This window comes from Mycobacterium innocens (genome assembly GCF_900566055.1).
Lineage (GTDB): Bacteria > Actinomycetota > Actinomycetes > Mycobacteriales > Mycobacteriaceae > Mycobacterium > Mycobacterium innocens.
Genome location: NZ_UPHQ01000123.1, coordinates 1 through 12681, shown reverse-complemented (window position 1 = coordinate 12681; position 12681 = coordinate 1). Strand labels below are relative to the sequence as shown.

Annotated in this window: 15 protein-coding genes; 5 read left to right on the top strand and 10 right to left on the bottom strand. The window is 66.0% G+C overall.

Translation table 11 applies throughout. The features are described 5' to 3' along the window. Window positions 1–279 precede the first annotated feature (279 nt). Window positions 280–789 (bottom strand): GNAT family N-acetyltransferase, encoded by a 510-nt coding sequence (locus EET03_RS13675; protein WP_075543940.1) that lies wholly within the window; start codon window positions 787–789, stop codon window positions 280–282. 98 nt (window positions 790–887) lie between these two features. Here EET03_RS13675 and EET03_RS13670 point away from each other — a divergent pair, with 98 nt between their 5' ends. After that, complete coding sequence (locus EET03_RS13670) at window positions 888–1736, top strand: SDR family oxidoreductase (RefSeq protein ID WP_075543941.1); 849 nt, start codon at window positions 888–890, stop codon at window positions 1734–1736. 54 nt (window positions 1737–1790) lie between these two features. Next, entirely contained in the window at window positions 1791–4184 is a 2394-nt protein-coding gene (locus EET03_RS13665; RefSeq protein WP_099194183.1) for a phosphoketolase family protein, read from the top strand. A gap of 40 nt (window positions 4185–4224) precedes the next feature. Here EET03_RS13665 and EET03_RS31515 read toward each other — a convergent pair whose 3' ends face one another. Together EET03_RS31515 and EET03_RS31510 are read right to left on the bottom strand one after the other, a co-directional pair. Further along, window positions 4225–4509, bottom strand: a complete 285-nt coding sequence (locus tag EET03_RS31515; protein WP_244232350.1) for a hypothetical protein — start codon at window positions 4507–4509, stop codon at window positions 4225–4227. Window positions 4510–4534: 25 nt separating this feature from the next. Then, on the bottom strand, window positions 4535–4810 hold the full coding sequence (locus EET03_RS31510) for a helix-turn-helix domain-containing protein (protein ID WP_244232349.1): 276 nt from the start codon (window positions 4808–4810) through the stop codon (window positions 4535–4537). A 171-nt stretch (window positions 4811–4981) separates the two neighbouring features. Here EET03_RS31510 and EET03_RS13655 point away from each other — a divergent pair, with 171 nt between their 5' ends. Together EET03_RS13655 and EET03_RS13650 are read left to right on the top strand one after the other, a co-directional pair. Then, complete coding sequence (locus EET03_RS13655; RefSeq protein ID WP_075543950.1) at window positions 4982–5656, top strand: MOSC domain-containing protein; 675 nt, start codon at window positions 4982–4984, stop codon at window positions 5654–5656. A gap of 166 nt (window positions 5657–5822) precedes the next feature. Beyond that, window positions 5823–6536: a CPBP family intramembrane glutamic endopeptidase gene (locus tag EET03_RS13650; protein ID WP_075543951.1), complete on the top strand. Its 714-nt coding sequence runs from the start codon at window positions 5823–5825 to the stop codon at window positions 6534–6536. Window positions 6537–6542: 6 nt separating this feature from the next. Here EET03_RS13650 and EET03_RS13645 read toward each other — a convergent pair whose 3' ends face one another. The 7 genes from EET03_RS13645 to EET03_RS31500 form a co-directional block, all read right to left on the bottom strand. Then, complete coding sequence (locus EET03_RS13645) at window positions 6543–7571, bottom strand: zinc-binding alcohol dehydrogenase family protein (RefSeq protein ID WP_075543943.1); 1029 nt, start codon at window positions 7569–7571, stop codon at window positions 6543–6545. Window positions 7572–7619: 48 nt separating this feature from the next. Further along, entirely contained in the window at window positions 7620–7919 is a 300-nt protein-coding gene (locus EET03_RS13640; RefSeq protein WP_063469860.1) for a GlsB/YeaQ/YmgE family stress response membrane protein, read from the bottom strand. 171 nt (window positions 7920–8090) lie between these two features. Beyond that, complete coding sequence (locus EET03_RS13635) at window positions 8091–9140, bottom strand: alanine and proline-rich secreted protein Apa (RefSeq protein ID WP_075543944.1); 1050 nt, start codon at window positions 9138–9140, stop codon at window positions 8091–8093. Window positions 9141–9217: 77 nt separating this feature from the next. After that, window positions 9218–10315, bottom strand: coding sequence for a sulfate/molybdate ABC transporter ATP-binding protein (locus tag EET03_RS13630; protein ID WP_063469862.1), 1098 nt, complete (start codon window positions 10313–10315; stop codon window positions 9218–9220). A gap of 313 nt (window positions 10316–10628) precedes the next feature. Then, window positions 10629–10778, bottom strand: a complete 150-nt coding sequence (locus EET03_RS30245) for a hypothetical protein (protein WP_167470636.1) — start codon at window positions 10776–10778, stop codon at window positions 10629–10631. 35 nt (window positions 10779–10813) lie between these two features. Continuing rightward, window positions 10814–10996, bottom strand: coding sequence for a hypothetical protein (locus EET03_RS31505; RefSeq protein ID WP_244232348.1), 183 nt, complete (start codon window positions 10994–10996; stop codon window positions 10814–10816). Continuing rightward, on the bottom strand, window positions 10996–11658 hold the full coding sequence (locus tag EET03_RS31500; protein WP_244232347.1) for a hypothetical protein: 663 nt from the start codon (window positions 11656–11658) through the stop codon (window positions 10996–10998). The genes EET03_RS31505 and EET03_RS31500 overlap by 1 nt, the downstream gene beginning before the upstream one ends. A gap of 136 nt (window positions 11659–11794) precedes the next feature. On the opposite strand from EET03_RS31500, the gene EET03_RS13610 reads away from it, so the two are divergent. Further along, window positions 11795–12568, top strand: a complete 774-nt coding sequence (locus EET03_RS13610; protein WP_082274770.1) for a class I SAM-dependent methyltransferase — start codon at window positions 11795–11797, stop codon at window positions 12566–12568. Window positions 12569–12681 lie beyond the last annotated feature (113 nt).

Below are 12681 nucleotides of genomic sequence, written 5' to 3'. Positions count from 1 at the left end.
GTACCCGCCGGTCCGCCCGCCTCCGGGCGCCTCGTCCCGGCCGTCGACCGTATGGCCCCTTGTCCAAGGGCGGTCAGGTGCTGACGCCGTTGGCCTGCTACGACTTCAGCGCCAAGTTCGGTTGGGGCACGACACTTTCGGAGTTTGCTGGCAACTGAACTTGGATAAACCTCTCAGCCGACGGCGATAGGGAAACCGTCAATAGCGCACCTGGTTGCGGCTGCGTAGCTGTGGGGCCGGGTCGCGGCGTGCGGGAACTCGAAGCCGTGCTGCCCGGGATCAGACCGGCGTGCGTTGGTAGCGCAGTTGTTCCACCGTCATGGCCCCGAAGACCTCGGTGCGCCGCGTGCCGTCGAAGCTCCACCCGTCGCGCTCGTAGAACCGCCGGGCGCGGACATTGCGGTCCAGCACCCACAACGAAGCGTGCCTGACCCCGACTCGACGCAGCCGATCTCGGGCAGCGGCCATCAGCAACCGGCCGACCCCGCTACCCATCCAGGCGGGATCGACGTAGATTGCCATCAGCTCACCGCAATTCGGCAAGTCGTGGTCCCGGCTCAGGCCCGTGGTGGCCAAGCCGCAGATGGCAGAACCGTCGACGGCCACCACGGTGGCTGGCAGCCGAAGGCCCATGCGGCCGAACGTGTATCTGCCCGCCCACGCCTCGGGCCGCAGACCGTCGAGGTATTCCTGGTCGATGAGTCCCGGATAGGCGCACTGCCACGACCGGACGTGGACCCGAGCCACCGCTTCGGCGTCCTCCGGGACGGCTGCGCGCACCTGCGTCACCGTTGCAGTATCGGCGCGGCTGTTGCGAAGCCCGCGGCCGGGTGGTGTGCTTACCAGGTTGCCTAGTTGACACCCGTCAAGCCCCGGAGAGGACGAACATGGCAGACACGGCATCCCTCGGTGTCAAGGTGCGAGGCAAGGTCATCGTCATCACCGGCGGCGCACGAGGCATCGGGTTGGCGACGGCAACCGCCCTACACAAGTTGGGCGCCCGGGTTGCGATCGGCGACATCGACGAGGCAAAGGTCAAGGAGTCCGGTGCCGACTTGGGCCTGGACGTCTACGGCAAACTCGATGTCACCGACCGAGATTCGTTTTCGGACTTTCTCGACCGGGTCGAGCGCCAACTCGGCCCGATCGACGTGCTGGTCAACAACGCCGGCATCATGCCGGTCGGGCGGATTATCGACGAGCCGGACTCGGTTACCCGCCGCATTCTGGACATCAACGTCTTCGGGGTCATCCTGGGCAGTAAGTTGGCCGTTGGGCGGATGGTCCCACGCGGGCGTGGGCAGGTCATCAACGTCGCCTCGCTTGCCGGCGAGCTCTACGCGGTGGGGCTGGCCACCTACTGCGCCAGCAAGCACGCGGTAGTGGCGTTCACCGACTCGGCGCGGCTCGAATACCGCTCGGCGGGCGTGAAGTTTTCCATGGTGTTGCCGACGTTCGTCAACACCGAACTGACCGCCGGGACCGCCGGGGTCAAGGGATTCAAGAACGCAGAACCGGAGAAAATCGCCGACGCGATCGTGCGCCTGGTGGCCCACCCGAAGCCGCGGGTGCGGGTCACCCGGGCGGCTGGCGCGATGGTCGTCTCGCAGAAGTTCATGCCGCGGCCGGTGGCCGAGGGACTGAACCGCATCTTGGGCGGCGAACACGTCTTCACCGACGACGTCGACGTCGCCAAGCGCAAAGCCTACGAGGCCCGCGCTCGTGGACAGGACTGACCGGCTTCAGCTGGCAGTTCACCGAGGGCGCGCACAATCGGCCCGGTGAGCCCGGTGAGCCCTGAAACCCCGACAGCCGCGACCCTTTCCGACGACGAACTGGCCCGCATCGACGCGTATTGGCGTGCCGCCAACTACCTGTCGGTCGGCCAGATCTACCTGCTGGACAACCCGCTGCTGGCCGAGCCGCTGTCAGCCGAACACGTCAAACCCCGGCTGCTGGGACACTGGGGCACCACGCCGGGGCTCAACCTCGTCTATGCCCACCTGAACCGGGTAATCCGCAACCGCGACGCCAACGTCATCTACGTCACCGGCCCCGGGCACGGCGGCCCCGGCCTGGTCGCCAACGCCTACCTCGAAGGCACCTACAGCGAGGTGTACACGGGCATCGGGGAAGACACCGAAGGATTGCGGCGGCTGTTTCGGCAGTTCTCCTTCCCCGGCGGCATCCCCAGCCATGTCGCGGCCCAGACCCCGGGGTCTATTCACGAGGGCGGCGAGCTCGGATACGCGCTGGTGCATGCCTTCGGCGCGGCGTTCGACAATCCCGATCTGGTGGTGGCCTGCGTGGTCGGTGACGGCGAGGCCGAAACCGGCCCGCTGGCTACCAGTTGGCATTCCAACAAGTTCCTCAACCCCGCGATCGACGGGGCGGTGTTGCCGATTCTGCACCTCAACGGATACAAGATCGCCAATCCGACGGTGCTGGCCCGCATTCCGCACGACGAGCTCGAATCGCTGTTGCGGGGCTACGGATACCGACCGATCACGGTTTCCGGGGACGATCCGCTCAGGGTGCATCGGCAGCTGGCTGCTGCGCTCGATGACGCGTTCGACGACATTGCGGCCATTCAGCACGCCGCCCGCGCGGGCGAGAATTCCGTGCGGCCGGTCTGGCCGATGATCGTGCTGCGCACACCCAAGGGCTGGACCGGGCCGAAGATGGTCGACGGCAAGAAGGTCGAGGGCACCTGGCGCTCGCATCAGGTCCCGCTCGCCGACACCCATGACAGCGCCGAGCGGCGCCGGCAGCTTGAAGAGTGGCTGCGCAGCTACCGGCCCGATGAGCTCTTCGACGACAACGGCACGTTGCGGGCCGAGCTGCGGGCGCTGGCACCTACCGGTGATCGGCGGATGAGCGCCAACCCGCACGCCAACGGCGGGCTGCTGCTGCGCGACCTCGATCTTCCCGACTTCCGCGACTACGCGGTGCCGGTGGCACGTCCGGCCTGCGAAACCCACGAGGCCACCCGGGTGCTCGGTACGTATCTGCGAGACGTGATCCGGCGCAACCCGGATCGGTTCCGGCTGATGGGCCCGGACGAAACCGCGTCGAACCGGCTCAGCGCCGTATTCGAAGCGACCGGGCGGACCTGGCTGTCGGAGACCAGCGCCGACGACGATCACCTGTCTGCGGCAGGCCGGGTGATGGAGGTGCTGTCCGAGCATCTGTGTCAAGGCTGGCTGGAGGGCTATCTGCTGACCGGCCGCCACGGCATGTTCGACTGCTACGAGGCCTTCGTGCACATCGTCGACTCGATGTTCAACCAGCACACCAAATGGCTGTCGACCAGCCGCGAACTGCCATGGCGGCGACCGATCGCGTCGCTGAACTACCTGCTGAGCTCCCATGTGTGGCGCCAGGACCACAACGGCGCATCGCATCAAGATCCCGGATTCATCGACCTGGTCGCCAACAAGCGACCTGAGGTTGTACGCGTTTACCTGCCGCCCGACGGCAACACATTGTTGTCGGTGGCCGACCACTGCCTGCGCAGCCGTGACTATGTCAACGTCATTGTCGCCGGCAAGCAACCAGCGCTGTCCTATCTCGCCATGGACGAGGCCATCGCGCACTGCACTCGCGGGCTCGGCATCTGGCAGTGGGCAAGCACGGCGACCGGTGAGCCCGACGTGGTGCTGGCCTGCGCGGGAGACGTGCCGACGCTGGAGACGCTGGCAGCCGCCGACATTCTGCGGCGGGAACTGCCCGGGCTGGGTGTGCGGGTGATCAACGTCGTCGACATCATGCGGCTGCAGCCGGAGTCCGAGCACCCACACGGCTTGGCCGACAAGGAATTCGATGCATTGTTCACTCGCGACAAGCCGGTCATCTTCGCCTACCACGGGTATCCGTGGTTGATCCATCGGCTCGCGTATCGCCGCGCCAATCACCCCCGTATTCATGTGCGCGGGTTCAAGGAGCGCGGGACCACGACGACACCGTTCGACATGGTGATGCTCAACGATCTGGATCGCTTTCACCTGGTCATGGACGTCATCGACCGCGTTGATGGGCTGGCCAGCCGAGCCGCCGTGCTACGCCAGCGGATGGCCGACGCCCGGCTCGCGGCACGTCGGTACACCCGTGAGCACGGCGCCGACGACCCCCGGATCGCGGGATGGGCCTGGGAGTCGAACGAGACGACCAATCCGGCGCAGTGAGTGACGGGAACGAGACGACCAATCCGGCTCAGTGGCCGGGTCAGTCGCTTAAGAGCTCCGGCCGCAGCAGCAGCTGCGGCAACGCATGGGCGAGCCATTTCTGGTAGCGATCCGGTGACCAACCCATGTCGGCGGTGAGCATCGAATAGGTTTGCGGCAACGTCATTGTCGTCAACACGTCGGCGGCTTCCTTCGTGGAGAGGCCACTGCGCAGGGCGGTCCGCCAATACTTCTCGATCGCCGCGGCGCAATCGGAACGCAGCGCGCGGATCAGACAGGTGGGCAGCTGCTGTAGGGCGGGGTCGGCCGATGTCGCCTGCTTCATCACCCGGATCAGCGGCGCTACCCGCTTATTTGATGGTGCGGATGACGTGGGCGGCGGCGGCAAATTGCCGAAGTTCCTGCGGGCCGGCCTCCTCGATAAGGCTCAGCACCCGGTCCACCACCGGGACATCTTCGTAGTCGCCGACGACGGCGACGTCAATCGCGCGGGCCAGCACACCGGCCTTGGAGCCGAATGTCGCGTAGCTGGTCGGTGCTGACACTTCGGCCGCGGCGGCGATCTGGTTGATGGAGGTGGCGCCGAACCCCTGCTCAACGAACAGCCTGGCCGCCGCTTCAATCACCCTGCGCTGCCGGGCCTCCGCGTCGGCGCGGCGACGACTGGCTGTCGTACTTGCGCCGTGGGGAGGGCCGGGAACTCATTGACACCATTGCACCCGGTCCTCGCGGCCCGGAACCAGACGATCGGGTGCAGGGTCTGCCGGCCACCAGCGCGGCAGCGCTAGCCTGTGCGGGTGGCGCATGTCTTTTCTGTGAACGTGGCCCGTGCCCGAGCAAACCCTGATCCCCGCGCATTGTCCAAGGTGACGGGCATCGACAAGGTGGCGGTAACCGAGCCGGTCATGGTCAAAGCGCCGGGCCCGATGCACGGTGGTCTGGGCAGCGGGCTGGTCGGCGACACCATCGGCAATCATAAATTCCATGGCGGCGACGACCAGGCCGTTTACGCGTATGCCCGAGAAGACCTGGACGGCTGGGAATCTCAACTCCAGCGCACGCTCAGCAGCGGAATGTTCGGCGAGAATCTGACCACCGTGGGCATCGATGTGACCGGCGCACGGATCGGCGAACGATGGCACGTCGGCACGGACGGCTTGGTGCTAGAAGTATCCGCGCCCCGGACGCCTTGCCGGACGTTTTCGGCATTCCTGGAATTGAGCCATTGGATCAACACCTTCACCCAAGCAGGAAAGCCCGGCGCCTACTTGCGGGTGATCTCCCCCGGAACAGTTCGCCCGGGTGACTCGATCACCATCGAACACCGCCCCGATCATGAAGTGACCATCGGCCTCGTCTTCCGCGCCCGAATGTCGGAACCCGAGCTGCTGCCCCAGCTGTTGGTGGCAGACGCGCTCTCGGCCGAACTTCTGGAGTACGCGCGCCGCAGGCTGACGCCGGACAAAGGGTGACCCGCTGCGGCTCGGAGCTGGCCGACGATTGCGTCGACACTTGATCTGGTCTGCGCTGCCGAAGAGAACGGGCATTCGGCCGCGCACGGGTAGACTCGCGACGATGCGTGACCCAGCTTCCGACCAAGCCGCCGCCAGCGCTCAGCACGACGCGCTGGCATTGCCGATGCCGAAACTTGAGCGGTTGCGGATCCACCTCGATATCGCCGTCGTCGTCGTGGTGTTGGTGCTGACTAATCTGGTGGCGCACTTCACCACACCGTGGGCCAGCATCGCGACCGTCCCGGCCGCCGCCGTCGGTCTGCTGATCCTCGTCCGGTGGCGTGGGCTTGGCTGGACCGAACTGGGTCTGGGTCGGCAGCACTGGAGATCCGGTTTGGGGTATGCGCTGGCTGCCGTGGCCGTGGTGGTGTCGGTGATCGCGGTCGGGGTGCTGGTGCCGGTGACTCGACCGATGTTCCTGAACAACCGCTACGCGACGGTTTCGGGGGCGCTGATCGCCTCGATGCTCGTCATACCGCTGCAAACCGTCATTCCCGAGGAGCTGGCGTTCCGCGGTGTCCTGCACGGCGCGCTGAATCGTGCCTGGGGATTTCGGGGCGTCACGATGGTGGGCTCGCTGCTCTTCGGTCTGTGGCATGTTGCGACGTCATTGGGCCTGACCAGCACCAATGTCGGCTTCACGCGGCTGTTCGGGGGCGGGATCGTCGGGATGCTGGCCGGGGTGACGTTGGCGGTGTTGGCCACCGGCGCGGCCGGCTTTGTGTTCAGCTGGCTGCGCCGGCGTAGCGGCAGCCTGCTCGCACCGATAGCCCTGCATTGGTCGCTGAACGGGTTGGGCGCGCTGGCCGCCGCCGTGGTCTGGCACCTGAGCACCTGAACCCGGTTAGACCAGCAGCACGGCCGCACCCGCGATGCGCCCGGAGCTGAGGTCGCTGAGCGCACGATCGGCTTGTCCCAACGGGTATTCCGGAGTGGTGACCTGGATGTGATGATGCGCCGCGAAGTTGAGAAACGCGCGCGCATCGGCCCGGGTGTTCGATGTGACCGACCGGATCTGGCGCTCCTGGAATAGGTGCCGCTGGTAGTTCAGGGCCGGGATATCGCTGAGATGGATGCCGGCGATCGCCAACGTACCGCCCCGGTCCAGAGCCTCGCAGGCGGGCAGCACCAGGTCGCCGACGGGAGCGAACAAAATGGCAGCGTCCAACGGCACCGGGGGCGGGTCGGCGGCACCTTGGGCGGAGGCGGCGCCGAGTTCGAGCGCCAGCCGGCGCGCTTGCGCTCCGCGGGTCATCACGTGCACCTCGGCGCCCTGGGCCAGCGCGACCTGCGCAGTGATATGGGCGCTGCCGCCGAAGCCGTAAAGGCCCAGCCGACCGCCGGGCGACAGCTCCGCCCGCATCAGTGAGCGGTATCCGATTATGCCGGCACACAATAGCGGCGCAAGCTCGCTGTCGCTGTAGCCGCTGGGCAGGTGGTGCGCGAAAGCCGCTGGGACCGTAGTGAATTCGGCGTATCCGCCGTCGGCGTCCCAGCCGGTGTACCGCGACTTCGGACACAGATTCTCGTCGCCCCGCAGGCAGAACTTGCACACCCCGCAGGTGTGGCGTAACCAAGCGATACCAACCCGGTCCCCGACCTGGAACTCGTCGCCGGCATCGGCGCCCACCTCGACGACCTCCCCTACCACCTCATGTCCGGGAGTCACCCGTTCGCGGTGCACGGGAAGATCGCCCTCGGCGACGTGCAGATCGGTGCGGCAGACCCCGCACGCGTGCACCGCCACGAGCAGGTCAGCCGGTCCAGGTCGCGGCATCTCGGTGCTGACCCGCTCAAGAGGGCGGGTGTCCATCGGGCCGGGCCGGCGTACCTGCCAGGTCGTCATCGTTGGGGTGATCGCCGCTGCGGACATCACCTCATCATGCCGCAATCCGCCACGGCCGCAACGGGTTAGCTGCTGTTAACGCTTCTGCACCATGCCGACTAGCCAGAGCAGGATCACCGAGCCGAGAATCGCGGTGAACAGCGTGAACCACCAGCCGCCTGCTGCCGTGTCGACGAAGAAGCTCAGCAGGAAGCCGCCGATCAGCGCTCCTACGATGCCGATGACGATGTTCGTCAAGATCCCGGATCCCGACCCTTTGACGATCTTGCCCGCTATCCAGCCCGCGATGGCGCCGATGATGATGTAGCCGATCCAGCCGACGCTGGTCAGCGTCGTCGAACGGGCCAGAAATTCGGTTGCTGCCATGACACCCATCGGGATCTCCTTGTCATCACCGGCTCATAACCGGCTCATCACCAACAAAGCCCAACTCGACTGCTGGACCGTGATCTCGGTATACCCGGTTCGCGCGGCGATGGGAATGGTCGACTTCGCGGCGCCCCGGCTAACCGGGGCGGATATGCGCTCCGCGACTGCGACTGCCGGTTACGCCGGTTGGGTCCGCTGCGGTGTCGGGGTGAGGGTCGGCGTCACTCCCGCGGCCGGAGCCTGAACCGGTGCGGGCGCCGGCGCGGGCGCACCCGGCTCCGCCGCCGGCTCGCCCGGAGCCGGTGCCGGCGCGGGCGCCGGCGGGGGTGTCCAAGGACGGATCGACTCGGCGAGAGCCTTTGCCGCGCCCTTGTCCACCGGGTTGTTCGAGGTCCCCAGCCACACCACGAACCAGCGCTGCGGAGGCCCGGCATTGGGCGTACTCCCGGCGGGCGTACCGATCACCCCGGTCCAGATCTGGCCGTTCGGCTTGGCCGGATCGCTGAATTTGACTTCGTAGTACGACGCGCTTCCGGACACCCCGTTGGCGTTGAGCGGAATCGTTTCCTGGTTGATTCGGGTGCCCGGGTACGGCATGAAGAACTCACCCATGTCCGAGCCCAATCGGACCGCGGCCTTGGGATTGGTGGTTTCGGCGCTGGCGTAAAGCCGTTGGTCCAGCCGGCCCAGCACGATACGCGTGTCGTTGGCGACCGGCGGTGCCTGTCCGGGCATGGGTGGCTCCCCGGTTGCCTTGCTGAGCAGCGCCGATCCGTAATCGAGATGCGAAGCGTCTGACTCCACCCAGCCCGGGGGCAGGATGAAGCTGAATCCGCCGACGGCGTTGGTGATCCGGGCGGGTTCCGGTGCATTCGGGTCGGCAACAGGCACTGGCGGTGCATTGGGATCGGCAACGGGTGGGGGCGGTGCGTTGGGGTCGGCCGGTGCCGGTGCCGCATTCGGATCGGCCGGCTGTGCCGCGGGCGTGCTGGTGGTTCCCGGTGGCGGCGTCGCCGGAGTGGTCGCCGGTGCGGGTGCGGGCGACGCTGCGGTGGTCGAGGGGGGCGCGACGGCTGTCGTGGTGGCCGGCGCGGGTACCGGCTCCGGGTCGGCGCTGGAGGTCGCCGGCAGCGCGATGGTGAGCGCGCCGGCGCTGCTTACGGTGGCGATCGCCAGCGTTGCCCACAGTCCGTTGCGACGTGTCGTGTTGGAGTCCACCTGATGCATGGCGACGAACCTACCGTGTTGTCGCCATGAAGCAAGGATGGCCTGCCGGTGTCGACACTGTTCGTCATCGGCAGCTCCTATCGGCGAGCTGCCGGGTGCAGCGCCACTTCATGCGCCTTGATGCTGTACCACACGCGCGTCCCGGGCGTCAGCCGCAACTCCGCCGCGGCATCAGCGGTGATGCTGGCGGCCAGCCCGGGGGCGCCGTCGGGCTGATCCGGACCGCGCACCAGGACCCCGGAACCGCGGGTCTGCAACTCCGTCACGGTCACTTCGACGGTGTTGCGGGGGCTGCCGTGCGGCTGTTCCAGGTGCACTGCCACCGCTGTCGGCGCGAACACCGCGACGGCGTCGCGGCCACTGGTGAGATCTTGTGCCGCGATCCCATGCCAAACGGCGCCGCTGGAGCTGTGCAGTGTGCCGTCGGCGCCGATGGTCCCGCTGACCAGGTTGATACCCGCGATGCGGGCCCCGAAATGGCTCCGGGGCGCGGCAAGCACCTCGGCCACCGGACCGATCTCGGAAATCTTCCCGGACTCGACCACCATCACCCGATCAGCCAGCGCAAACACATCCAGCAGGTCGTGGGTTATCAAAACCACGGCGCAGCCGGTGTCGGCAACCACGCCCCGCAGCACGGCCCGTATCGCCGCGGCCGCAGTCACATCCAGTCCGGTCAGCGGCTCGTCGAGCAGCAGTACATCAGGTTCCGCCGCCAGTGCACGCGCAATGGCCACCCGCTGGGCCTGACCCCCGGATAGCTGCCGCGGCTTGCGGTCAGCGAATTGCGCGGCCTCCACCTCACTCAACCAGCGCAGCGCCGACTCCCGCCGCCGGGAACGAGCGAACCGGAACATCCCGCGACGGCTGAGCGGTCCGAATACCACGTTGGCGGCCACGCTCAGGTGCGGAAACAGCAGCGGTTCCTGGAGGAGCAGCCCCACCCGGCGGTCGTGTGTGGCCACCTCGATCCCGGCCGCGGTGTCGGTCAACACCCGGTCTCCGACGCGCACCAGACCCATGTCAGGGCGAACCAGCCCGGCAATGACATGAAGTGCGGTGGATTTGCCGGCGCCGTTGGGGCCGACAATCGCCAGCACCTCCCCCGCCGAGACGACGAATTCCACGTCCAGACCGCGGTCCGTCACGACGGCGCGAAGCTGCAACCCGCTCATGGCCGGCTACCTTGTGTTAGGTCCGTGCTACCCGCCGACTCCCGCAACTGACACTGCGAGCACCGTCAACCACCCAGCTGCCAGGCATGGATCACACCTTAGGCGACGATTTCAATTCCGGGACGTCGACCAGTCTTGCCCAGATTGCCGTAGCGGCTGCGATTGGCTGGCTGATCACAGCCCTAGCGGCAATTTCGGCCGGGTATCGCCACCAGACTCATGTGTTGCCTCACCGGCGATACTCGACAGTCAAACGGCGGGCACCGGCAACCAACGGCCCTGGGGTTAATCGCCGGTGCGCGTTAGCGTTTCGTCAATGGTCGGCAAACTCCCCACAGCTGCCGAACCGCTTTGACGGCTCCTTGTCCAACGCGGTGGTGAACACCGGATCGGGCCCGGTCAACTCCGGATGGTAGGTGCCGATCGAGGGCGGTGGGGCGCTGACATGTTGGCCGATCACCACCTCGAGATTGGAACCGCCATACAGCGGCGCCCCCGTTAGCAGCTGAAAAGCGGTGCACGCCAACGAATATTGGCCGGCACGCCCGTCGATCGGTCGTGGCCGCCCCTGTCGTAGGCGGCCAGACTTGCGCCTTTGAACGGCGGCGGCAGCATCACGAAGTCGAAGTTCAGGTGGTGCACCTTGCCGTCGAGCTGTTCGTAACGCAGTTTGCCGTCCATCACCTCGTGCACGGGGGCCTGCGTGATGGCCTTGACCTCGCGTTCGCGAAACAGCGACTCGGTCCACAGCCGACTGGGGCGAAGTTCAACTGTGGGCCGGTGGCGTTGATCAGGTATTCGTAGGTCAGGTTGGCGGTCTGTCCGCGGTGCTCGTCGTCGGTATAGGTGAAGTCCACCGACGGCGAGGTCTGCTCCGCGGTGCCCTCCGGACGGATGGCTGTCGCGAGCCCCTGATGGAAGGCGATACCCTTGCGCCGGTAAATCGGTCTCAGTGGAATCAGCACCTTCGCCGGTTCCATCCGGCCCACACCAACCCAGATGTTCGACGGACGGCGTTCGGGGAAACGACGACGATCTCGTGTTTGCGGGGTAGCTAGCGTCCCGCGCCATAACTTCGTTACATAATTGTAACTTGCGGCTGCAGCGCGGTTACTGCGCGAATAGTGTTGCCATGAAGCATAATTGGATGCGTGGCGAAGCGCGGACGGCCGAGGGCGGAGCTGGTGCTGACCGGAGCGCGACCAGTTGGTTCGGTGGTCACGGCGGGCGAAGTCGTCGCAGGCGTTGGCGTTGCGGTCGAGGATCATCCTGTCCTGCTTCGAGGGTTTGTCCAACAAGGCGGCGGCCGTGAAATTGGGGGTGCCGCAGCCCACGGTGGGCAAATGGCAGAGTATTCCCAAAACGCATACTGGTCCCTAGTGTATACCCCGGGGGGTATATATCGCGACGGGCATAGTGGCGGTTCGGCCCAACGATCGCAGGAGATTGGCGCCACCTGTACCGGCTAGGGTTGAGGCGATGAGCCATTCAGGCAACGCCAAAGTGGATGCCAGAACGCTAAGCGGCGTGTCGGAAACGGCGCTGCTGACCCTCAACGGTAGGGCCTACCAAGCTGCGCGGCCTGACGCGATCATCGACGACCCGATGGCGATCAAACTCGTCGAGTCCATCGATTTCGACTTCGAAATGTTTGGACGCAGAGGCCAAGAGATGGCGCTGCGCTCACTGGCCGTCGATCGGTGTGCAATCGCATATCTGATCAAACACCCCAAGGCCACCGTCGTTGCGCTGGCAGAAGGCTTCCAGACGAGTTTCTGGCGCCTTAGCAGCGTACTCCCCGACGCTCAATTCCATTGGCTGTCAGTTGATTTGGAGCCGGTGATCGAACTTCGGCAGCGTCTGTTGCCGCATTCTGGGCGTATCAGCAGCCTAGCGCAGTCCGCTCTGGACTACACGTGGATGGACAAGGTGGATAGCAGCAACGGCGTATTCATCACCGCCGAGGGCTTGCTGATGTACCTACAGCCACACCAGGCAATGGAGCTAATCGCCCAGTGCGCCAAGCGGTTTGCCGGCGGACAGATGTTCTTCGACCTGCGACCGACGGTCGTCAAGAAAATCGCACCCAAAGGGATGCGCTCCTCCAAGCGCTACCGGGTGCCACCAATGCCGTTCAGCCTCTCGGTGCAACAACTGTCAGATCTGGTCGACACCATGCCGGGACTCAGGGAGGTGCACGACGTGCCGATGCCGCAAGGGAGGGGTCTGTTCTTTAAGCTGAGGTGTTTCTGACTTTGCGATAGAGATTCGCGTTTGATCAGACAACATCGTCGGGGTCCTGGATGGGTTCAGTGTGCCTTTGCTGGCGGTGCCAGGCAAGGCGGCGTTTGTGGGCTTGTTCGAGT